This window comes from Acidithiobacillus sp. AC3 (genome assembly GCF_050261095.1).
Taxonomy (GTDB): domain Bacteria; phylum Pseudomonadota; class Gammaproteobacteria; order Acidithiobacillales; family Acidithiobacillaceae; genus Igneacidithiobacillus; species Igneacidithiobacillus copahuensis.
The window spans coordinates 1178194-1200131 of sequence record NZ_CP189838.1 but is presented as its reverse complement, the minus strand read 5'-3'; the positions used below and the strand labels follow the sequence as shown (position 1 = coordinate 1200131).

The window sequence follows — 21938 nt, the reverse complement described above, 5'->3', positions numbered from 1 at the left end:
CAACTCATCGCGCAAGGTATCCGGTCGGTGAAAAACAACCCCCGCAAGGCATTATCGCTGCGCTTTTGCGCCCTGCAGATCGTCTGTTCGATCGTGGCCGTCGGTGGTCCTGCGACTGCCCTCTCCGCCCCGCTTGATCTGCTCTGGCAGGACCCTTTCGATACGCAGGGGTACAGCGTGCCCCTGGGCAAGACATGGACAGGCGCACCGAGCAGTCTGCCGCAAGCAAGGCTGCCAGCTGCAAAACCCATCAGGAAACCGCAAAGCCTGGCAGCCCTCACCGCTTACGCTTTGGCACACAATCCACAGACGCGGGTCGCCTGGGAAAATCTACGGGCTTCGGCTGCAGGAGTAGGTGCAGCAGACGCCGCCTTCCTGCCCAGCTTATCGCTATCTGCCAATGGCATACGTTCACAAAGCAATACCACGGCCGGTTTTGCTATTCCAGTTCTGAACAGTAGTTCGGAGAGTCTCAGCCTGACCTGGGTATTGTATGAATTTGGGCTGCGCGCGGCGCAACGCGACAATGCTCTGGCGCAGCTCTACCTCAACGGCTTTGAAAACAATCAGGCATTGAGTCAGGTTGCATTGACGGTAACGCAGGACTATTACCAGTTCATCGGCCAAAAGGCGCTGGTGCAATCCTATACACAGACCGTTCGGGAAGATCGCGCCAATCTCGATGCCGCTCAACTCAAACAGAAGTCGGGTATGGCGACCATTGCGGACGTGCTGCAAGCGAAATCAGCGCTGGCTCAAGCGGTTGCGCAACTGCTTTCGGCGCGGGCGACGCTGCGCTCCGATCAATCGGCTTTGGCGGCGAGTTGCGGGTTACCGCCCAATAATTCCATCCCGGTGGCTCCGCTCGATGTCGATCAATTACCTCCGAGCATCACCCCCAGCATGGCGCAGCTTGTGCATCGCGCGGTGCACAATAATCCACTGGTACAAGAGGCTGCAGCCCGAATTCTGGCAGCCCGTGCCACGGTGCGGGAGGATGCGGCGCAAGGTCTGCCGAGTCTGGCATTTTCGATGAGCGCCGGTAAGCGCTTCCAAAACAATTTGCAGCCCTCGGAAAACTGGGCGCTCGGCTTTACCCTCAAGGTACCACTCTTTACCGGCTTTCAGCAGAGTTACGCGATTCAGGAGGCGCAACGACAGGAGCGGAGCGCGCAGGCAAGCCTGAGTCAGGAGGCGCAAAGCATCGCCTTGACCGTGGGGCAGGATTATCAGACCGTCTTGGGTGCTCGCGAAGCTGCGCGTGCCTCACAGATCGCCGTGGAAAGTGCCAAGGCATCCCTTGCGGCCATTCGCGCGCAGTACAGGGTTGGGTTGGCTACCATGCTCAATCTGCTTTCTGCGCAGGCGACTCTGACCACTGCCGAGCAGACTCGCGTGCAGGATATCACCACCGCCTATACGCAGCTGGCCAATCTGGCCAACGCCCTGGGGTTGATCGGCCTCCCGCGAAACGTGACGAAACTTCCAACCCTGGCCGCAGGCTCCAAGGAATGACCATGGATATAAGGATCAGATTTCTGCTTCTGGTGATTGTCGGCCTGGCCTTGGCTGGCTGCGGCCACCAGGCGAAACGCCAACCGCCACCAGTAGTCGTAAGCAGCACGGTGGTGCAGCGCGGTGACTTGCCGCTGAAGGTGCAAACCCTGGGGCAAGCACAGGCCTCCCACTCGGTCACCATTGTGCCGCAAGTGAGCGGAATCCTGCAGAAAGTTGCCATCCACTCGGGCGAACAGGTGCAGAAAGGGCAACTGCTCTTTGTCATCGATCCCTCGACGGCCGCAGCGCAGGTAGCGCAGGACGAGGCCAATCTGCAAGGCGAGAAGGCGCAGGAACGTTACGATCGTCAGCAGGTAGAGGCGTATCAGCCCCTATTGGAAAAAGAGTACGTGACCCGTCAGACTTTTGAGCAGGCCCAGTCGCAGGCGCAAAGTGCAGCCGCCAGCATTGCGGCCGATCGCGCGGCGTTGCAAGCCGCACAAATCAACCTGCGCCACACGCAGATCTATGCTCCCATCAGCGGCGTGGTCGGCCTGGTGCAGACCCGCGCGGGCAACCTGGTGACTGCCAACAACACCCAGCTCCTCACCATCCAGCAAACCCACCCCATGCTTGTCCAATTCAGTTTGCCGGAGAAATATCTCGGCGATTTGCGCCAGGCACTGGCGGGGAAGACTGGAACCGTGCAGATCTGGGATGAAAACCACCACAAAATTCTTGCGACTGGCAGACTGACGGCCATCGACAACACCGTCAACGCCGCCTCGGCAACGGTTACCGCGCGGGCTACGGTGCCCAACCAAAACCAGCTCTTGTGGCCGGGGGAGTATGTGCAGGTCGAATATATCGCCAAGACCCTGCAGGACGTCGCGGTCCTTCCGGCGACTGCCCTGCAGCAGGGCGTTTCCGGGCCCTACGTTTACCATATCGTAAAGGGTAAGGCGCAGATGCAGGCGGTGGATTTTCTCGGTCAGGATGGCAATCGAGTAGCGGTCAAAGCCAAGAACCTGGTTGGTGAGCAGGTGGTGATTGGCGCGCCTGCGCGTCTCCACCCCGGTATGGCAGTCCAGACGCAAAACGCACAATGAATCTCTCTGCCCCCTTCATTCGCCGTCCCGTCGCCACCACTGTTCTGGCCCTGGCATTTGCCCTTCTTGGCCTGGTAGCCTACCTGCAATTGCCGACGGCGCTGCTGCCGAATGTCAGCTTCCCAATGGTGATGGTGACGGCGCAGCTACCAGGCGCCAGCCCCAAAACCATGGCCAGCGCTGTGGCAACGCCACTGGAGCGCCAATTTGCCAGTATTCCTGGCATCAATTCGATGAGCGCGGTAAGCGAAAATGGGGTGGTCCAGATCACCCTGCAATTCAATCTGAGCACATCGGTGTTGGGCGCAACGCAGGAGGTATCCAATGCCGTCGCGCAGGCACAGCATCTTCTCCCGCCGGGAATGCCGCAGCCGCCGACGGTCCGGCAAATGAACCCTTCGGCACAGCCGATTTTTTACATGGGGATGTCGGCGCGCAACATGCCCTTATATACCCTTGATAAATATGCGCAGACCAAGGTAGCGACAGCACTTTCGGGGATCGCAGGGGTCTCCAATGTGCAGATCTACGGTGCTCAAACCTATGCCGTGCGCATCTATCTCAACCCTTACGCCCTCTCCGCCCGCGGTCTGAGCCTGCAGGCAGTACAGACGGCCATCGGCAACGCCAATGTCAACCTGCCCGGCGGTACGCTGGATACGGGTCCGCAGGCCTTCGCCACCCGCGTACATGGCCAGCTGCACGATGCCGCCGCCTTCAACCACCTCGTCCTTGCCTATGCCGGCGGTCAGGCGGTTCCACTGGATGCCGTGGGCAAGGCACGCAACAGTACCGAGGACAACCAGCAGGAGACCTGGATCAACAAAACGCCTGGTATCGTCCTCGCCGTGGTACGGCAACCGGGCAGCAATACCGTGGCGATCTCGGACCAGATCCGTACGCTACTGCCCAAACTGCAGGCAGAAATGCCGGGAGGGATACAAGTAAAGCCAGTGTTTGATCTGGCCGACTACGTGCGCGCCGCCATTCAGGAGGTCTTGCTGACCCTGCTGATCGCCTCGTTTCTGGTTGCCGGAGTCATGTGGCTTTTTCTGCGTCGTCCCTCGGCGACCCTGATCGGCGCAGTGGCCATCCCCCTCTCGCTGCTGGGTAGTTTTTTAGGGATGCGGCTACTGGGCTTCAGCCTGAATACCCTGACCCTGCTGGCCCTTACCCTCGCGGTAGGCTTTGTAGTGGATGATGCCGTAGTGATGTTGGAAAATATCAATCGTCATATCGATCGCGGTGAGACGGGAAGCACCGCGGCCTTGCACGGTAGCCAGGAAATCAGCTTTACCGTGCTCTCCATGACGATCTCTCTGGCCATCATTTTTCTGCCGCTGATCTTTCTGGGCGGCTTTGTCGGACATCTGTTTGCCGATTTCGGCATCAGCATTGCCATGGTGATCCTCATTTCCGGGGCCGTGGCGTTGACCGTCACTCCCATGCTCTGCAGTCGGTATCTCAAGCCCAACCATGCGCATGCGCTGGCGGGGGTACACGACCCCGATCTCCTGCCCGAGGATGGCTGGTTTCAACGCCTCTTCAAGCGTAGTCGCGACGGCTATGTCGCCAGTCTGGAGACTGCGTTGCGGCACCGCAACTGGATGCTCTTCCTGGCGTTTCTTTTTCTGCTCGGGAGTCTCGGCATGGCCGCGTTGGTGCACAAGGCCTTTCTGCCGTCCCAGAATGCCGGCTTCATCAATGCCAACATTGAGTATCCCTCCAACATGACCTTCGCCGAGATCGTGCAGGAGCAGGGACAAATCGCGCGAGTCGTGAAGGCAAACGACAAGATCCAGTCGGTGGTCTCCTCGGCGGGCCAGGGTCCGGGGGGCTTTGGCAACCGTAGTACAGGCCATATGTTCATCCATATCAAGAATGGCTATGCCCCCCAAACGCCCGAGATCATCAGCGCGCTCAACCGAGCGAGTAAACCGTTTCACAACGTCCAGATCGTCTATCAAGGCCCGCAGAGTGGCAGTTCGGGAACGGCGAGTGGTAACGGGAGTGTGGTCTATGAGCTGGTGGGCGGCAGCTGGGCGGAGCTGCATACCGCCACCCGCAAGATGACGGCAGCCCTGCGCCAACTTCCCGAGCTTCGCAACGTCAACAGCAGCCTGCAAAATGACAGTCCTCAGATCAGCATACAAATTCATCGCGCCCGGGCCACAGCACTGGGAGTCACCCCGGAAGCTATCGAGAAGACCTTAGGGCTGGCCTTCGGTGGGCAGGAAGTGGGGACCATCTACGGTGCCAGCGATCAATATGAAGTGATCCTGGAGTTGCAGCCGCAATACCAGCAAGACATCAATGCCTTGTCTACTTTGAGCGTACCGGGAGCTGGGGGTAGCCTGGTACCATTGTCGGCCGTGGCTGGATTTCGCTACAGTGCAGCACCAGAAAATCTCATGCAGCACGATGGGCAACCTTCGACCACGATCTCGTTCAACCTGGCGCCTGGCGCCTCCCTGGGGAGTGTGGTGCCGACCATTGAAAAAACCGCAAAGGCGGTGCTGCCAGCAGGAATTGTCGGCGAATTTGGTGGCAATGCCCGGCAGTTTCAGTCCGCATTCCAAAGCCTGCCCTTCCTGCTCCTGGCCACGATTTTGCTGATTTATGTGGTGCTGGCGATTCTCTATGAACATTTTCTGCATCCGCTGACCATTCTCACCGCCCTCCCTCTCGCTGCCTTCGGAGCACTATTTTCACTGTGGATTTTTGGGCTGCCGTTAGATCTGTATAGCTTTATCGGTATCATCATGTTACTGGGCCTGGTGAAGAAAAATGGTATCATTCTCGTGGATTTTGCCGTCAGCCGACGGCGCGACGGGGCATCCGCACAGGAAGCCATCATCGATGCCTGCCGCATTCGCTATCGTCCCATCATGATGACTACCTTCGCCGCCATCCTCGGGGTCTTGCCCATCGCCATTGGATTTGGCGCCGGCGCAGATAGCCGCGTGCCACTGGGCGTAGCCGTGGTCGGCGGCCTGATCTTTTCCCAGTTTCTGACTCTGTACATTACCCCGGCGTTTTATTTATGGTTTGATCGCTGGGGGACAAGCAGAACCAGGCGGATACTTGCAGAGTGAGCAGATGCTTAGTTATTTCACGAGCTCAGAAGGTCAGCGGGGACTTCCCAATTTTCGAACTCTTGGGCAGGCATGGGTCGGGAAAATAAATACCCCTGATAGGCAGAGCAGTTAAGTTGCTGTAGTGCCTTGAGTTGCTCTTTCGTTTCCACTCCCTCGGCAACCACGGACAAATTGAGCATTTCTCCGACATAGATGATTCCTGAAACAATCGCGTAATCTTTTGGGTCGCGCAAGATGTCACGAATAAAACTTTGGTCAATCTTCAAGGAACTGACGGGAAGCTGCTGAAGGTAGCTCAACGAAGCATTTCCCGTCCCAAAATCATCCAGGGCCAGGGAGCAACCCAAGGCCTGACATTCGGTCAGTACTTGGCGCGCACGTTCGAAATGCAGCATGGGCGCAGTTTCCGTAATTTCCAGCACAAGATTATTGCGTAACTCAACACTGTACTCGCCCAAAGCCACTTCCAGATCCTCCAAAAATTTGGGATCGAGCAGATATTGTGCGCTGATGTTGATAGAAATCTTTGGCCGGAAACCGCTATCCAACCAACGTTGCAGTTGGTCCAATGTCCGATGAAGAACAAAACGTCCGACTCGCGCAGCTAGCTGCGGGTGGTCAAGAGCCTCGCTGAAATCGCGTGGTCCGAGCAAACCGCGCAGAGGATGCTGTAAGCGCAGCAATACTTCTGCGCCCAAAAATCCATCAAACTGATGCACGATAGGCTGGAAGTACAGTTGCAAATGCCCTTCAACGAGGGCAGATTCCATGATCCGCAAGCTTTCGATCTGCCGCCCCTGCTGGTCTTCCATTTCCTTGGTAAAAATCGATAGGGCATTGCCACCTCGGTCCTTACTGGCATAGAGGGCGAGGTCTGCGTGGCGCATCAATTCCGCACTACTCTCGGCATCATCCAACGGATACACCGTCAATCCTAGGCTGGCATGCACGGTGCGTTGCTCACCCCCCAGCTCCACGGGAAGAGTTATCATCTTCAATATTCGGCGAGCAATTTGTTCGGCCTGGCCGATACTTCTCACGTCACTAATAAAAAATGAGAACTCGTCCCCCCCGAAGCGACAGAGCATATCGCCATCACGGAGTTCTGCACGCAGGCGTTCGGCAACATGCCTCAATAGATCATCACCGGCAGCGTGACCTAAGCGATCGTTTATCAGCTTGAAGTCATCCAGATCGAGAAAAGCGATGATCAGCAATAATTCACTGCGTTTAGCTTTGCGCATCGCTTGCTCCAGGTGCTCCTGAAACAGCACACGATTGGGAAGTCCGGTGAGCAGATCATGCGTAGCCTGATAGGATAACCGGGTTAGGAGTTCATGTTTCTCGCTGACGTCATGGAATACGAGAACCGTACCCAAAACTTTGCCAGAACGATCCCGAATAGGCGCTGCCGAGTCTTCGATACTTCGGCGCTGGCCCTGCCGGTCGATCAAAATCGTATGGTTGGCCAACCCCACGATTCTCCCCTCGGTTAAGGCTCTCTCAGCAGGGTTGGCGACGGGGCGACCATCGGCCTCGCTAACAATCGAGAAGACCTGCGTGATCGGTTTGCCAAGAGCCTCTGCCAGGGTCCAACCGGTCATCGACTGGGCGATCGGATTCATGTTGGCCACCAGTCCGTTGCAATCGGTACTGATGACGCCATCACCAATCGAGCTCAAGGTCACTTCCGCATGTTCCTTGGCCTCCCAGATTTCCTTCTCGGCTGTCCTACGTTCCAGCTCCCGGGAGCGATTTACGCGCGCCAGATATCGGTAGAGAAAGAAACTCAGAAACAGTAACAGCAAGGCCCCTGCCGTCGGCCAACGCATTGATCTCCACCAGCTGGTCGCAAGAATGGATCTCCCGACACACTGCCCAGCGATGAGATGGTATTCACCAATTGGCTGTGCCGCGCACATGCGCCATCCATGCGCCGCGGAACTGTAGCCAGAGAAGGTCCTGGCAAAGCTAGTGATCTCCATGAGCCAGTGCTTTACGACGGTTCCGGTTTGTACTCCAGCGTAGTCTACTTTCGGGGAGTACGGATATCGGCTCAACAACATGCCATCCGACCGCAACAAAAACGAATCGCCCTGGTGCAACAGGTGGAGGCCCGACCAGGCAGGGAATAAACCTCCGTAGAGGGGAATCCAGGCGATCAAAAGCGAGGTTTGCCCGGAGCGCTCGGAAACGCGCTGAAAAACCGGGAATCCCCAGCGAGAAGCAGCGGTTGCAACCGAAGAGTCTGGTAACAACGGACCGATACAAAATGCTTTATCATGAAGGCAGCGTTGCAGGGCCATAATCTGCGCAGGTGTCCAAGTGCGGGACTGCGACGAAGTCGCCGACTGCCATAGCTGACGCAAGAAAGCCGAATTTTCTCCAGCAACAAGGACATTCTTTGCGGAAAAAAAGCCGACAGAGCGGATCGGCGCTAGACGAATCAGGGGCTGCAAGAACCTAGCGTTGGGGGTGGTTGAATTGGCGATTTGCATCGCGACGAGGGAGAGACTTGAATCGATGCCAGACAATTGCAGTTTGGATGTTCGTGCCAACGAGAAGGCGTTTTCCTGTAAAACTCTCCCCTGTTCTGCATTGACTACATCCCAAGTGATGACGGCGAGGATCAGCCAAGCGAAGAGGATGAGTAGAGCAATGAGCAACCACGCCGCTCGCAACCATCTGTCGGTGTAGCCTTCGGCCGAGCGCCTGGCTTTGCTCCACTGCATTGATGCGGACTCGGCGTTTTGCATAGAGACAGCTTCGATTGATGTAGACTGTGTCTGTTATAACGAATGTGCCCGAAAAAGTCCAAAGTTCTGGGCGAAAATCGGAGGCCTACAATTGTTGCACTATCTGCCGGACTGTTGCAGAAAAACGAGGGCGCAACATCCTCTCGCGCAAAGAATAACATAAGCAATTGTTTGTGTTACTCATATTATTGATCTCAGCATGGCATCAATCGTGCTTTCAAGGCTGGCGAGGCTATTCGGCCTCAGCATCAACAGCACAGGAGAGACAGAGTATGGCAGAATTATTTTCCCCCGAGTGGATGGAAAGGTTTGCAGCAGAGTGGAACAAGGAGCCGGATCTGGCGGGTGCCCTGTCGCAAATTGATTTTGCGTCGAACATTGCCTATGGCTTTGTCGAAGAAGAAGGACCGCGGGGCTTTTTACAAGTGGTGAATGGCCAGGCAGTTGGAGCGGGTGTGTATCAAGGGCAGCCCGTCAATTGGGATATTCGCGCCAGTGTGGATCAATGGATGAAGTGGATTTCCAGTCCTCCTGGCATGACGGGACTGGGTATGGCCTTTACCACAGGCAAAATCAAGTTCAAGGTAGGTGATTACAAAAGCATGTTGAAAGACCCCCGTATGGCCGGTCCTTTTGTAAAAAGCTTTTCCGTCATGGGATGCGTCTAGCGAGTAGAAAAGAGGGCAGAGCATGCTCTGCCCCTGCGTTAGCCATCTGTATTTTCGTTACTGCGTAGGGGTATCCGCTCCGTAACCGTCATCCTGTGGACTGTGTGATAGGGCCACTTGCACCTTCTGCGCCATTACGGGATCAAGGGCGCCCAGTGCGGGAATGAGACTGGCAGCCCGTTGTTCCTGACCCTGTTGAATCAGCAGCAGAGCCGCACGTTCAAAGTTTTCTGCGGCCTTCTCCCGTTGGCCGTTCATGTAGTACACATTGCCCAATTCGCCATAGGCAAAGGCTGCATCTGGTACCTTTTTGATCAACTCCTCATATTGGCTGATAGCAGCGGGAATGTCGTGGTGCCAATAAGCTGCCCGCGCCGACATCAACTCTCGTTGCTGATCCGCACTCAATTTCGGAGCTGGCTCTGCGGTCGCCATCCCGGGGGCAGCGATGGGGGCGACTTGAAGAGTTTTCTGTGGCGGCGGCTGCACGGATTTTTTCCCTGACATATCAGCTTGGTTAGCTGTGATTCCCCAGATAAACAAGATGATAATGATGATCACCAACAGAAAAACCAGCGCCGGCCAGGAAAACACCCGACTGGCGACGCTTTTCTTGGGTTGCCGAGGGGGTAAGGGCGGATAACTACTTCCACCGCCAGGTGGCGTTGTTCCCGCCCCGCCTGCATTGAGGCTGGGAGCACTGGTACCCGAGCCCGTGGCATTCGGCGGCGTCGTCCCGATATTTGCATTCATCTGCGGCGGCGTCGTGTCAGAGGCGCTTTCGGTTTCCGCCTTGATCACGGGCGCAGAGTCCTCCTCGCTCGCCGGAGGGGAAGCATCCGCTTCCAGTACGTTGGAAGAAGGCTCTGCAGGCGTTTCTGCAACGAGCTCATCATCTTTCTTCGTCATAGGTATCTCCAAATTATTCATTGCACCGAAATTCGCCATACCGTCTGCCGATATGGCGCGGGACCTGCTTTACCGATATCCGTAGCCGTAGCCATCATAGGGGTTGTACGCTGGTCCATAGCCGTAGGGACCTGCAGGTGGCGCATAGTTCTGGGCCCGCTGCGGATACTGCGGAGCCGGTCGCGGCACCGGGTATCCACCGCCATAGGCTGGGTAGGGCGAACGCGGTTGGTATTGGGGATAAGCCGGCGGATAGTTGTTGTAGCCGTAACCGTCGTCGTACCCGTTTCCATAGGCCCCACCATAATAGCCATTGTAGCCTTGCCCGTACCCGCCATAGCGGCCACTGTCAAAGTTCATGGGTCCCCCATGGGGCGCATTGAAGCTCATCGTGCCCATGTCCCACGGGCCGCTATTGCCGGTGAAGGGGCCACCGTAGCTGCTGAAGGGTCCGCTGTTCCCCCAGAAAGGATTGCTGTAGCCATCTCCCCAGGGAGAACCTCCCCACGGGCCCCAAGCAAAGGCAGGTGCCGCCACCAATAACGCCGACACCCCGGCTACCGCAACTGAGCCCATAATCCAACCCTTTTTCTGAATCAACGTTTTCATCGACGCACTCCTTACACATTCTGAATTTGAAACCGTGCGGATTACCTATATAGCGGAAGTCCTAACGGAACCTGGCAATCCATGTAGGAGATTACCTACTTCTTGAAAAGCAGATTTCATGCCACTTAATAACCATTTGATAGTAATAGATTTATACAAATATTTCGCAAAGCGCCTCTGCAACAGAAAAAACCAAGACATAAACATTTCAATAGCTTGCGTATTTCGTACTTGTTGCAGGCGTTGCAGTGATCACCTCTGGACATCCAAAGGGGTGCCAGAAGCCAATTGCTATCATGATAATCATGGCGTTATAGCAAATGATGCAGATTTCACCGCAACGCAACAGTGATCATGCAACAGTCCAACCCTCTGTTTTACCTATTGTATCCCTGCTTTTATCGCAACACTTTTTGCCCACCGTCAAAAATAAATATTTAAAAAACAATTCGTTATGAAATGGCATGAAACATGCTTTAAAGATGTTGACTGCTTACCTTGAGGAACTTTTCAGCCATGTCCGTCCGTATTTCTTCCTTTTGGTGCCTGTTCCCCTGTCTGGCGTTGAGCATGGCTCCGGGTATTGCCTTTGCCGGACCCAGTTTGCTCCGAGTACAGCCCGCCCCCTCCTTGGGCCCCTTGCTCGGCGCCCGCGCCATCCCTGGGCAGGTAGTGGTGTTGCGCGCCCAGACCGGAGGACGGGTCGAGTATGTGGCAGGGCCGGTGGGTTCCCCGGTGCGTTCCGGCGAGGTTGTGGTCGGTCTGGGTACGGAAGCGTTGCGTGCGCAACAAGCACAAGCCGAAGCCGCCTATCAGGCGGCGCAGGTCGCCCTGGGGAATGGCTATTCGCAGTATCAGGTGCAACTCTATAACTACGGTGGTAGCAGCAATCCCTGGAATCCCTTCGCGTGGTTCGGTCAGGGCATGGCGGCGATGATGGGCAACCAGCAGAATCCCTGGGCCAACTATCTTGCTACCCTGGACAACCGTCGCGCCGCAGCCATGCAGGCGCAAACCACCTTGCAGTCTGCCGCCTGGCGCATTCGCGAAATCGAAGCCGAAATTCGCGACGCCTACGGGGTCTCTCCCTTCTATGGGGTGATCCTGCAAAAAGACGTCAATCCCGGAGACGTGGTGCAGCCGGGGCAATCCTTGCTGGTCCTGGGTGGCGCGGGTCCGGCACAGATCCTTGTTGAAGTGCCGACCAGCATGAGTGCTGGACTGCAACTGGGAGACACCCTACAGGTACGTGCGCCCAATGGCGCTGGTGTGGTACGCGCGCAAATCATACAGATTGCCCCGGAGGCGAACGCGCAAACCCACACCCTTGCCGTGAAACTCGCCCTGCCGAGCCATACCGGAATCCGCGCTGGCGACTACGTAACCGTCCGCCTGCCGGCTGCGCAATCCGCGAGCCTCGGGGTGGCGATCCCGCGTTCGGCGCTGCTTCCGGGGCACAGTCTGCCGTCGGTGCTGGTCGATCAGAACGGGGTCACGCAGTTGCGGGTACTGCGTCTGGGGGAACCGCTTGCCAATAACCAAGTCCAGGTACTATCAGGATTGCGTCCGGGTGACGTGATCGTCAACGATCCGCCGGCCGGCGTTGGTTCGGGATACCACCTGCAAACGGCAGGGAGTGCAGCGCCAGGAGCCGATGCATGAGCAGCACAAACTGCAACGGTAATGGTGCCCACGGGGAGTCGAGCCCGTCGGCGAAAAATCTGGGGCTGGCAGGCAACATTGCACGGATTTTTGTCAATTCGCCGCTCGCACCCCTCTTGCTCATCGTGCTCTTGGCCGCTGGTGTACTGGGCCTGATTTCGACCCCGCGGGCGGCCAATCCACAGATTTCCGTGCCCATGGTGGACATCTTTGTGCCCTATCCCGGCCATTCGCCGGCGGAAGTGGCACGCATGGTGACCGATCCCCTGCAGCAGTTGATGAGCGAGCTGCCGGGGGTGCGTCACGTCTACTCGGTATCCAATCAAGGCGAAGCGATGGTGACCGTGCGCTTTGTCGTAGGTAAGCACATGGCTCCCTCGCTGGTTGCGGTCTACAACAAGCTCGCGGCCAACATGAACCGAATTCCTCCGGGGGCCGGCAAGCCTTTGGTGCGCGCCAAGGGCATCAATAGTGTGCCCTTTATGACCTTTACTCTATGGTCGCAGAGTGTGGGTTCGGGCACCCTGAACGAGATTGCCGAAAGTGCACTGAAACGCCTCAAAGAAGTCCCGGATACTGGCGAGAGCTTCATCATCCATGGTGCGACGGATGCCCTGAATATCGACATACAGCCCAGTCGTCTGGCCGCCTATGGGCTTACCCCGCAAGCCGTCGCCAAGGTCGTGGAATCCGCCAACCAGGAACTGCAAAGCGGTAGTGCGGAAGGTAACAACCGTCACTTGGCAATCCTCAGTGGCGGTTTTCTGCGCAGCCCGCAGCAGGTCGAAAATCTGGTGGTCGGGGTCTTTCATGGTGCCCCGGTCTATCTGTCGCAAGTGGCTGCCGTGCGCTATGGGCCGTCCACCGCCCACAGCCTGGTGACCTATACGTCGGGTGCCGGTAGCCGTGGCCCCGCCGTGCAGAATGCGCCGGCGATCACCATTGCCATCGCAAAGACTGCTGGCAGCAACGCGGTTGCGGTGGGCGAGGCCTTGATCGCCAAGGTCCATTCCCTGGAAGGTAGTGTCATTCCTGACGATGTTCGGGTCAGTATCACCCGCAACGATGGCAAGGTGGCCAACGACAAGGTCAATTCCCTGCTCTTCAAGCTCTTCGTTGCTACCGCTGCCGTGACTTTGTTGATTTTTCTGACCCTCGGCTGGCGGGCCGCTGCCGTTGTGGTCATTACCATCCCGCTGATCCTGCTGATTACGGTCTTCGCCGCCTGGATCGTTGGCATCACCATCAACCGCGTCAGCCTCTTCGGACTGATCTTCTCGATCGGTATTCTGGTCGATGACTCTATCGTTATTGTCGAAAATGTCTACCGCCGCTGGTTGCTAGAGAACAGTACCTCTACGGACACCCTGATCGACGCGGTACGCGAAGTGGGTAATCCGACTACGTTGGCGACCTTCACGGTGATTGCGGCCCTGCTGCCCATGGGTTTTGTGGGCGGCATGATGGGTCCGTACATGGCCCCCATCCCGGTATTGGGATCGGTGGCCATGCTGTCCTCCCTCTTCATTGCCTTTGCCCTGGGGCCGTGGCTGATTCTGCGCTTCAAGCCCAGTCTGCGGGTACTGGAGAAGATGCATCACCGCGAGGCCAAGCAGGCAGCGTGGCTACGTAAGTTCTTTGCCCAGACCCTGATTCCCCTGGTACGCCGCAAGCTGTATGGGCGGCTCTTTCTGGGTGGCATCGTCCTCGCTTTCTTTGGCAGTCTGGCCTTGTTCTTGGTGGAGTGGGTGCCATTCACCATGCTCCCCCACGGCAATTCGGATGCCTTCAACGTGGTGGTCAATATGCCCGCGGGCACGGCCCTGCCGGAAACCGCCAATGCCACCTATGCCATTCAAGAACGCTTGCAAGGCATGAAAGACATACGTGCGCTGCAAAGCTACGTCGGCACGCCAGAGCCCTATGATTTCAACGGCATGGTCCGCCATTATTACCTGCGCAATCAGCCTTGGCAGGCGATGATCCATGTGCAGTTGGTGAGTGGCGACCAGCGCTCTGCCTCCAGCGCTCACTTGGCGACTGTGGCACGGGAGCGGATCGAGGCAGTTGCCAAGACTTGGGGAGCACACATTCAGGTGGTGCAAACTCCACCGGGCCCACCGGTACTCGCCCCAGTGGTAGCGGAGGTCTATGGACCTTCCAGCGAGATTCGGGATGCCGTTGCCCGGCATCTGGTCACGGTCTTTGAACACAGCAAGAACCTGACCGACGTCAACAGCACCCTGATGGCGCCCCACGATTTGCTCGTTTTCCATGTGGATAGCACCCGGGCCGGGATGGCCGGGATCAGCAACGCGACGGTGAACCAGACCTTGGCGATGGTCATGGGAGGACATTCTCTGGGAGACTTCCATCCGTTTGGCCAGGATCTGGCGGTGCCTATGCGTCTGCAGGCACCGCTCGCCCTGCGCAGCAACGTGCAGAATCTGGCGAGTCTGCCCGTCTCCTCGCCCTATTATGGCTCAGTGCCCCTCTATAGTCTGGGCAATTTTGCGCGCGTCCCTGCCCAAGCCCCCATCTATCAGCAGGATCTGCGCCCCGTGCAATATGTGATGGGGGACACGCAGGGACGCCTGGATGCGCCGCTGTATGGCATGCTGGAAGTGGAAACTGCGCTCAGTCACTATCTCGCGCCGACGGGTAAGGCCCTGGGAATCGACTGGATCAGTCAGCCCAGTGGCAATACCGCCAGCATCAAGTGGGGCGGGGCGTGGACCGTGACCTATGTGACTTTCCGCGACATGGGTGCTGCATTCCTGGTCGCTCTGGTGTTGATCTATATGTTGGTGGTCTGGGAATTCGGTAATTTCGTGATTCCCGCCATCATCATGGTGCCCATCCCGCTGACCCTGATCGGTATCCTGCCTGGGCACTGGCTCTTCGGCGCCAGTTTTACCGCTACGTCGATGATCGGCTTCATTGCACTGGCCGGCATCATCGTCCGCAATTCGATCCTGCTGGTGGACTACTCACAGCAGAAGGTCGCCGAAGGCTACCCCGTGCTCGACGCCCTGATCGAGGCCTGCGCTACGCGCACTCGACCGATCGTTATTACCGCCCTGGCGCTGATGCTGGGCTCGGCGGAGATCATCACCTCGCCCATCTTCCGCGGCATGGGAATCTCCCTGCTCTTTGGCGTGATGGTGTCCACCATCCTCACCCTGCTGGTTATCCCCATGGGCTGCGTCAGCGGACGCCGCGCCTTCTGCCCCGCCAGTATTGATTTGAACGATGGCAGTCATGCCGGCCAAGCGTCTTTTCCCATGAGTCGCAGGAAGTGGATCGTGGTCAAGGCGGACGAGATACCACTAACGCAAAGGGAGAACGTTCCGTCTATCGCGCAGCGATCCCCTCGCAAAAAGACTTCGTGGGCAGACCTGGTTGCGCTCATCACTCTGGTGCTGCGCAGCTTTTGGGACGATTTCATCCTGTTTTTGACTTCCTGGCGTCAATTTTTCACGCGCCGATCTGGCAAGTAATCATCCTAAGGAGGATACGCATGATCCATAAATATTCATCCTGCCGCTTGCGCGCACTCTCGTTGGTTGCCGCCGTCGGTTGTCTTGCAAGTGCCAGTGCATGGGCGGCTCCTGTCTTCAGTCAAGGCTGGAACGATTCTGGAAATGCTGTTCCGAGCAACAGTGGTGGTTACTCTGGCGTGATTCCCTGGTCCTCTGCACCACAAATGCAGCCTCAACCTCCGTCTGCATGGAGAGAGGGATCTAGTTCAGGAACCAAGATGGGCCAGCTAGGCAATGGCTATGAGGCTATGCAAATGCCGGTGCAGGCCCAAGCTGTGGCGTATGTTCCGCCGCCGCCCGGCCCGTATCCTGTTTCACCCCGTGAATTGAGCGAAGGCGCGATTGGCAATCTGCGTATGGAGCCGACACCCGCCTATGCTGGCGCTCCTGGCCCTGGACCCTATCCTCCCAGGATGGCACCCAGTTATGGAGCGCAGGGCGCACCCATGGGTCGCGGGTATACACCCGCATCGCCCTATCCCCTGCCACCGCAATGGGCCGGCCCGCAGTCCTATGGTCCGCCACCCGAGGCATACGGACCGCCACCGCGGGGACCCTATCCGCCGCTACCGGAGATGAACGGACCCGCACCCTACCCGGCGCAGATGCCACCCGCTTATGGCCCCATGCGTCCAGCCCCCTACCCCATGCCGCCGCAAGAGGCCGGCCCGCAGTCCTATGGTCCACCGCCCGAGGCATACGGACCGCCACCGCGGGGTCCCTACCCGCCGCTACCCGAGATGAACGGACCCGCACCCTACCCCGCGCCTATGGCCCCTGGTTATGGCCCCACTCCGCGAGCGCCCTACCCCATGCCGCCGCAATGGGCGGAACCGCGGTCCTATGGGCCAGCAGACTGGATGGCTGGCCCTTGGGGGTCCAGGTAGTCCTACCGCAACGGAACGGGTAACAGCCGTTCCGAATATCAAGAGGTGAATCGTTATGACAAAGACAAAACTGATCGTAGCAGTCGCTGGCGCCGTAACTTTTAGTCTTCCCTTGAGCGCCCTAGCGTGGGGACCTTGGGGGGGGAGCATGCCCTGGTCGGGGGGCAATTCCTGGTCACGCTGGGCCCCGTGGGAGAGTAGCGCTTACAGCTCTCCCTGGAATGGTTACGCCGGGCCTTGGAGCGGGTATGGCGGGCCGGGCAATGGAAGCTTCGGCCCCTGGAGTATGGGCGGTTTCAGTATGCGCTTTCCGCATTTTGGGCCCATGAATTTCCGGGACGCTCCTTGGGGAGCCTATGACAGGCCTTGGGCCGGATCGGGCGGAATGCCCTGGGGTGGCGGTATGCCATGGTCCGGCTGGGGCGGAGGCGGCGGCTCACCTTGGTCCAGTTGGGGAGGCAGTTCGCCCTGGTCTGCTTGGAGTAGCCCGTGGGGTGGATCGCCATGGGGTGGTTCTCCCTGGGGCGGGAGTCCCTGGTCAGGCTGGAGCAGTCCCATGTCGCCCTGGGGCCCGATGTCACCTATGGGTTGGTGGTAAGCGGAGGAGAGATATTAATGTCCAGTAAGAAAGCATATCAGTCGATCGCTCGCCTCAGCATCGCCGCGGCACTGTGCATGATCAGTAGTTCCGCGTTTGCCTGGGGACCTTGGGGGGGTTGGGGCCCGTGGGGCGACAGCGCCGGCCCTTTTTCCGGTTTTGGCGGCCCATTCACCGGAAGCATGGGTCCATGGAGCATGGGCAGCATGCGAATCCAGCGGCCATATGGCGGACCCATGCGCTTCAGTACCGGCACCTATGAGGCCTACAACGGTCCCTATCAGGGCTATTACGGCGGTGCAGGTTACCAAGGAGGAGGATATCCACCAGAAAACGCCTACTACGGCTATCCGGACGAGGGGGCGCGGTGGAATTCGTCCGCATCAGCCCCGCCTGTTCCGAGGGACGTGCCGCCCCCTCCCGGACCTTTCCTGCCATGAAAATAGCAAAGGGCGAGGAGTGCTGATTTATGCGATCTTTTATTGCGCGTTTGATTTTTCTCGTGATCCTGGTGGTCATCGTCTTATTCGGGATCGTTGCCATCCAGCATCCGGACACCTGGCAGAAGGACTGGTTGACCGTACGAGCCTTTTTCCTGCGGCATTGGCAAGACCTTCAGGGGCAGAAGCAACCTCGGCACAGTCCGCCGCCAAAGGTGGAGCCGGCACGGCAGCATGCACCAATGTCCACGACACCACCGCCAGTAATGCCAACCCAACCGGCCGCGCCCGAGACCGTATCGCCAACTCCTCGCAGACAAGCGCAACTCAACGAGCGACAACTAACGCTGCTCATGGCCGCAAGACGAGCATTCTGGTTGGGTGATTACCCAGTTGCCATTGGCGACTATCGTGCACTGATCAACGCCGATCCTGAGCAAGCTGCACTATACGGCGAGCTGGGCAACGTCCTCTGGCACGCCGGTCAGCGCAATGCCGCAGCGACGGCCTATGCCCACGCCGGACGTCTGTTACTTATCCAGGGAAACTACCGTGAGGCAGCAGCGCTCATTCCTATCCTGATGCGCCTTGATCCGGAAGCCGCCGCAAATCTGCAGGAGGAGCTCGCTCGATGATATCTCGACAAAGTTTACCGGGGCACAGAATGCCGGCGACTCTACTGGTCCGCATTACCCTGCTGCTCAGTGTCACGATTGGCGCCTCCGCAGCCACCGCACTGGCTGCAGAGTCTGCAAAACCCGCCGCCAAAAAACCAGACACACAGACCTCTACAACGACACGTCCAGCCCACCCAGCAAAGAAATCCGAAGTGCCGAAAAAAGCGGAGACATCCTCAAAGACAGCCCTGGCCAAGACGTCTCCCCAAGGTCAGAAAGACACGGTGGACAAGCTGGTGGAGCAGGCTCGCGCCGCTTACTGGCATGGTGACATTCCCGCTGCGATTGCAGGCTATCAGAAGCTGATCAAAAAACATCCGCAGCCGCGCTGGTATGGCGAACTGGGCAATATCTATCTACAAGTTGGCCGTCCACGCGAGGCCGCCCAAAATTACTATCATGCTGCCCGTGCCCTGATGGCCGCTGGCCGCCTGTTGGAAGCCGGGGCATTGCTTCCCACGCTCCAACGTCTCGATCCCCCGCTCGCGGCAAAACTGTTGGCAAGTGAATCCCCACACAAGGAGACCCATTGATGGCGCAGGAATCCCAAACGCCCACATCGGAACACCATAACCTGGCTGGCCTTTCTGACCGGCAGTTACGCATGATCGTATTTGCGGGCTTAACCGCATTCCTGGTGTTGGCGGCATATGAGTTTTATCTGGCCGTGGCCATGAGTCGAGACCTGCGGGAAATGACCAAACAGGTGCAGGCCTTGAGCCCCAACGTGCAGCGCAATATGGACAGTATGGCGCAAAATATGCGGCAGATGACGGCATCAACTAATTACATGGCGCAAGCCACCGGGCAGATGCAGGCGGATTTCTGGAGTCTGAACAAGAATGTTTCTCCTCCTTTCTCCTTCTTTGCCGGCATGGTGCCTTGGGCTAAGCAGCGCAGTCCGTACTCCGGACCTGACCGTCCTTTGCCATTGCCGCCGCAAGCAGACTATCCTGCCCCGTATGGACCGCCGCAAACTTCTTATCCAGATTCCTATGGCCGAGTCGCTCCCTACGGATATGAGATGAGCCGCCCCGGTCCCATGCAGGAGAGGTGATCATGACCGACCTCGATAGTAAAGCACTGGAAATTGTCTGCACCGTCATGCCACAAATTCTGGAGAGCATGACTTTTGGCATGATGGTTGCCGATCCGCAGGGTAAACTTCTGTATCACAACCCCATGGCCGACCGTTTTCTGGGTATCCACTCCGCGGCACAGCTACGCGACATACCGAACCTGCAGCTGCAAAAAGAGATTGTGCGCGCGGCAATTTCTGCGGGGCATGAGGATGCCGTGAGTCGCCCAACCGAAAATTGCATCAGTTGGGATCGTGTCGTTACCGTCGACAATGAAACCCGGATCCTGGCCATCCGGACTCGCATGGTGCGTCAGCGCGACCAGAAATACCGGGTCTTTTTCATTGAAGATGTCACCACCCTACGTCAGGCGGAACGCAGCTTGTCGGGGGAGGCACGAGCCGGAATCCACAGTAAGGATCCGCAGATGTTGCGGGCGATCGAACTGATCGAGCAGGTAGCGCCCAGCGATGCCAGCGTCCTGATTCAGGGCGAGTCCGGGACCGGCAAGGGGATGCTTGCGCGTCTGCTTCACGATACCAGTCAGCGTGCGCATAAGGCATTGGTAGAGGTGAACTGTGCCGCCATTCCGGAGAATCTCTGGGAGGCAGAGTTTTTCGGGGCGGTAAAGGGTGCCTACACGGGTGCCGTTGGCGATCGCATTGGACGCTTCGCCGCAGCGGATGGCGGAACCCTGTTCCTTGATGAAATCAGCGAATTGTCCAAGCCGCATCAGGCCAAGTTGCTCAAGGTGCTGGAGGAACAGGCCTTTGAGCCGATCGGCTCGATGAAGACGCGCAAGGTCGATGTGCGGGTGGTGGCAGCCACCAACCAGGGCCTAAAAGATGCGGTCGAGCGGGGCGACTTTCGCGCCGACCTGTTCTACCGCCTCAATGTGATCCCGGTGAATGTTCCCCCTTTGCGCGAAAGGCGTTCCGATATCATCCATTTGGCGGATTACTTCCTGGCCAAATTCGGCGGTCGGGAGACACGCAAGATCGGTTCGGAGGTCAAACATCTCTTGCTGGATTATCCCTGGCCCGGCAATGTGCGCGAGCTGCGCAACATCATGGAATACGCCAGTATCTGCGCCAACGGAAGCGAGATCGAGTTGGCGGATCTTCCCCAGGATTTTGTCGAGCGGGTGCAAAAGCGCTCCTCCACCGCCGCAGGCAGCGAGCAAAACGGCGACGAAGAAAAGGATCTGCTCATCAACCTGCTGCAAAAGCACGGCAACAACCGGAGTGCGGTAGCCCGCGAGCTGGGCATCGACCGGGTCACGCTGTGGCGACGCATGACCCGACTGGGACTCAGCAACGTCAGTGAGGTCTAGTTCATTCAGGTTGAATCGCCGGATTCGGCGATCTTTTCGTCCGCGACAAAGGGATTGAGATCCTGAGGACAAGTTTCGCCGTACATCACATGGGCGCGACTCACGATGAGATTATCGACTCGACCGATCGTCTCCAACTCTTTGTTCTCATAGGGAACGGTGTGCAGCAAATGGCGCATGGCGTTGAGGCGCGCACGCTTTTTGTCGTCGGACTTGACCACAGTCCACGGAGCATAAGCCGTATCGGTATGAAAGAACATGGTCTCTTTGGCGCGCGTATAATCTTCCCAGCGATCCAGGGAGGCCAGATCCATGGGCGACAGTTTCCATTGCTTCAGGGGATGATGACGACGCTCTTCAAAACGGCGACGTTGCTCCTCCCGTGTGACGGAAAACCAGAACTTCACCAGATAGATGCCACTGTAGACTAGGTGGCGCTCAAACTCCGGAGCCTGCCGCATGAATTCCTGATACTCCTGCTCGTTGCAAAAGCCCATAACCCGTTCAACACCGGCGCGGTTGTACCAGGAGCGGTCGAGAAAGACCATCTCGCCCGCTGTGGGGAGCTGTTCGACATAACGCTGAAAGTACCACTGCCCCTTTTCTCTTTCCGAGGGCTTTTCCAGGGCCACCACGCGAGCACCGCGCGGATTCAGATGCTCCATGAAACGTTTGATGGTCCCGCCTTTACCGGCGGCATCGCGTCCCTCGAAGACGATAACCAGGCGTTGCCCGGTGTTTTTGATCCAAGCCTGCAGCTTGAGCAATTCGACCTGTCAACCCAAAGCTGAAATATCCTCTTTTCTCCCAGACTGAAATGTCCCCTTTCTCATGCCTGTCGTGGTGTCAGACGGCGGCGGAGGGTGAAGAAATGGCGCCTCGTCTCCACGGATGGTCGGGTGCGGGTTTATAGGTTTTGCGGTGGATCTGGATGGTCTTGGCTTGCTCGACGGTGGCATGGATGCTCTTCTCGTCGTCTACGGGACGGGGATGGGCGGCTCGCCTTCGTTGAGGATGCGATAAGGCAGGGCCTTCCCTAGGTAAAGCAAGGTCACCGTGCCATCGAAGGCCTCA

At 57.8% G+C, this 21938-nt stretch carries 16 protein-coding genes; 12 read left to right on the top strand and 4 right to left on the bottom strand.

Going from position 1 to position 21938, the window contains the following annotated elements; translation table 11 throughout:
* Positions 1-27: 27 nt before the first annotated feature.
* Genes ACQAYK_RS06105 through ACQAYK_RS06095 form a run of 3 tightly spaced genes read left to right on the top strand, consistent with a single transcriptional unit; the run spans position 28 to position 5701 of the window.
* Positions 28-1515 (top strand): TolC family protein, encoded by a 1488-nt coding sequence (locus tag ACQAYK_RS06105; protein WP_255790260.1) that lies wholly within the window; start codon positions 28-30, stop codon positions 1513-1515.
* 2 nt (positions 1516-1517) lie between these two features.
* Positions 1518-2606: an efflux RND transporter periplasmic adaptor subunit gene (locus tag ACQAYK_RS06100; protein ID WP_226827167.1), complete on the top strand. Its 1089-nt coding sequence runs from the start codon at positions 1518-1520 to the stop codon at positions 2604-2606.
* Positions 2603-5701, top strand: coding sequence for an efflux RND transporter permease subunit (locus tag ACQAYK_RS06095; RefSeq protein WP_215871243.1), 3099 nt, complete (start codon positions 2603-2605; stop codon positions 5699-5701). The genes ACQAYK_RS06100 and ACQAYK_RS06095 overlap by 4 nt, the downstream gene beginning before the upstream one ends.
* 17 nt (positions 5702-5718) lie before the next feature.
* On the opposite strand, the gene ACQAYK_RS06090 is transcribed toward ACQAYK_RS06095, so the two are convergent.
* Positions 5719-7536, bottom strand: coding sequence for a putative bifunctional diguanylate cyclase/phosphodiesterase (locus tag ACQAYK_RS06090; protein WP_483168018.1), 1818 nt, complete (start codon positions 7534-7536; stop codon positions 5719-5721).
* A 1196-nt stretch (positions 7537-8732) separates the two neighbouring features.
* On the opposite strand from ACQAYK_RS06090, the gene ACQAYK_RS06085 reads away from it, so the two are divergent.
* Complete coding sequence (locus ACQAYK_RS06085) at positions 8733-9128, top strand: SCP-2 sterol transfer family protein (protein ID WP_215871245.1); 396 nt, start codon at positions 8733-8735, stop codon at positions 9126-9128.
* 57 nt (positions 9129-9185) lie between these two features.
* On the opposite strand, the gene ACQAYK_RS06080 is transcribed toward ACQAYK_RS06085, so the two are convergent.
* Entirely contained in the window at positions 9186-10037 is an 852-nt protein-coding gene (locus ACQAYK_RS06080) for a tetratricopeptide repeat protein (RefSeq protein ID WP_215871246.1), read from the bottom strand.
* 69 nt (positions 10038-10106) lie between these two features.
* Positions 10107-10646 (bottom strand): hypothetical protein, encoded by a 540-nt coding sequence (locus ACQAYK_RS06075; RefSeq protein ID WP_226827164.1) that lies wholly within the window; start codon positions 10644-10646, stop codon positions 10107-10109.
* Between the two features lie 516 nt (positions 10647-11162).
* Here ACQAYK_RS06075 and ACQAYK_RS06070 point away from each other — a divergent pair.
* The 8 genes from ACQAYK_RS06070 (at position 11163) to ACQAYK_RS06035 (ending at position 20864) form a co-directional block, all read left to right on the top strand.
* Positions 11163-12308 carry an efflux RND transporter periplasmic adaptor subunit gene (locus tag ACQAYK_RS06070; protein ID WP_215871247.1) on the top strand — a complete coding sequence of 382 codons (1146 nt, stop codon included), beginning with the start codon at positions 11163-11165 and terminating at the stop codon, positions 12306-12308.
* Positions 12305-15808 (top strand): efflux RND transporter permease subunit, encoded by a 3504-nt coding sequence (locus ACQAYK_RS06065; RefSeq protein WP_215871248.1) that lies wholly within the window; start codon positions 12305-12307, stop codon positions 15806-15808. Before ACQAYK_RS06070 ends, ACQAYK_RS06065 begins: the two co-directional genes overlap by 4 nt.
* A gap of 260 nt (positions 15809-16068) precedes the next feature.
* Positions 16069-16737 (top strand): hypothetical protein, encoded by a 669-nt coding sequence (locus tag ACQAYK_RS06060; RefSeq protein ID WP_215871249.1) that lies wholly within the window; start codon positions 16069-16071, stop codon positions 16735-16737.
* A 615-nt stretch (positions 16738-17352) separates the two neighbouring features.
* Positions 17353-17775, top strand: a complete 423-nt coding sequence (locus ACQAYK_RS06055) for a hypothetical protein (protein WP_215871250.1) — start codon at positions 17353-17355, stop codon at positions 17773-17775.
* Positions 17776-17804: 29 nt separating this feature from the next.
* Positions 17805-18410: a tetratricopeptide repeat protein gene (locus ACQAYK_RS06050; protein ID WP_215871251.1), complete on the top strand. Its 606-nt coding sequence runs from the start codon at positions 17805-17807 to the stop codon at positions 18408-18410.
* Positions 18407-18985, top strand: a complete 579-nt coding sequence (locus ACQAYK_RS06045; protein ID WP_215871252.1) for a tetratricopeptide repeat protein — start codon at positions 18407-18409, stop codon at positions 18983-18985. The genes ACQAYK_RS06050 and ACQAYK_RS06045 overlap by 4 nt, the downstream gene beginning before the upstream one ends.
* Entirely contained in the window at positions 18985-19509 is a 525-nt protein-coding gene (locus tag ACQAYK_RS06040) for a DUF948 domain-containing protein (RefSeq protein WP_226827162.1), read from the top strand. The genes ACQAYK_RS06045 and ACQAYK_RS06040 overlap by 1 nt, the downstream gene beginning before the upstream one ends.
* Positions 19510-19511: 2 nt before the next feature.
* Positions 19512-20864 carry a sigma-54 interaction domain-containing protein gene (locus tag ACQAYK_RS06035; protein WP_215871253.1) on the top strand — a complete coding sequence of 451 codons (1353 nt, stop codon included), beginning with the start codon at positions 19512-19514 and terminating at the stop codon, positions 20862-20864.
* Between the two features lie 5 nt (positions 20865-20869).
* Here the strand turns inward: ACQAYK_RS06035 and ppk2 are convergent, their stop codons facing one another.
* Positions 20870-21631 (bottom strand): polyphosphate kinase 2, encoded by a 762-nt coding sequence (ppk2, locus tag ACQAYK_RS06030; RefSeq protein WP_226827159.1) that lies wholly within the window; start codon positions 21629-21631, stop codon positions 20870-20872.
* Positions 21632-21938: the final 307 nt, after the last annotated feature.

Excerpts from the sequence above, each read along its gene's own strand:
- ACQAYK_RS06100 (WP_226827167.1), top strand. The coding sequence starts at position 1,518 with ATGGATATAAGGATCAGATTTCTGCTTCTGGTGATTGTCGGCCTGGCC.
- ACQAYK_RS06095 (WP_215871243.1), top strand. The coding sequence starts at position 2,603 with ATGAATCTCTCTGCCCCCTTCATTCGCCGTCCCGTCGCCACCACTGTT.
- ACQAYK_RS06090 (WP_483168018.1), bottom strand. The coding sequence starts at position 7,536 with ATGCGTTGGCCGACGGCAGGGGCCTTGCTGTTACTGTTTCTGAGTTTC.
- ACQAYK_RS06085 (WP_215871245.1), top strand. The coding sequence starts at position 8,733 with ATGGCAGAATTATTTTCCCCCGAGTGGATGGAAAGGTTTGCAGCAGAG.
- ACQAYK_RS06080 (WP_215871246.1), bottom strand. The coding sequence starts at position 10,037 with ATGACGAAGAAAGATGATGAGCTCGTTGCAGAAACGCCTGCAGAGCCT.
- ACQAYK_RS06075 (WP_226827164.1), bottom strand. The coding sequence starts at position 10,646 with ATGAAAACGTTGATTCAGAAAAAGGGTTGGATTATGGGCTCAGTTGCG.
- ACQAYK_RS06070 (WP_215871247.1), top strand. The coding sequence starts at position 11,163 with ATGTCCGTCCGTATTTCTTCCTTTTGGTGCCTGTTCCCCTGTCTGGCG.
- ACQAYK_RS06065 (WP_215871248.1), top strand. The coding sequence starts at position 12,305 with ATGAGCAGCACAAACTGCAACGGTAATGGTGCCCACGGGGAGTCGAGC.
- ACQAYK_RS06060 (WP_215871249.1), top strand. The coding sequence starts at position 16,069 with ATGGGCCAGCTAGGCAATGGCTATGAGGCTATGCAAATGCCGGTGCAG.
- ACQAYK_RS06055 (WP_215871250.1), top strand. The coding sequence starts at position 17,353 with ATGTCCAGTAAGAAAGCATATCAGTCGATCGCTCGCCTCAGCATCGCC.
- ACQAYK_RS06050 (WP_215871251.1), top strand. The coding sequence starts at position 17,805 with ATGCGATCTTTTATTGCGCGTTTGATTTTTCTCGTGATCCTGGTGGTC.
- ACQAYK_RS06045 (WP_215871252.1), top strand. The coding sequence starts at position 18,407 with ATGATATCTCGACAAAGTTTACCGGGGCACAGAATGCCGGCGACTCTA.
- ACQAYK_RS06040 (WP_226827162.1), top strand. The coding sequence starts at position 18,985 with ATGGCGCAGGAATCCCAAACGCCCACATCGGAACACCATAACCTGGCT.
- ACQAYK_RS06035 (WP_215871253.1), top strand. The coding sequence starts at position 19,512 with ATGACCGACCTCGATAGTAAAGCACTGGAAATTGTCTGCACCGTCATG.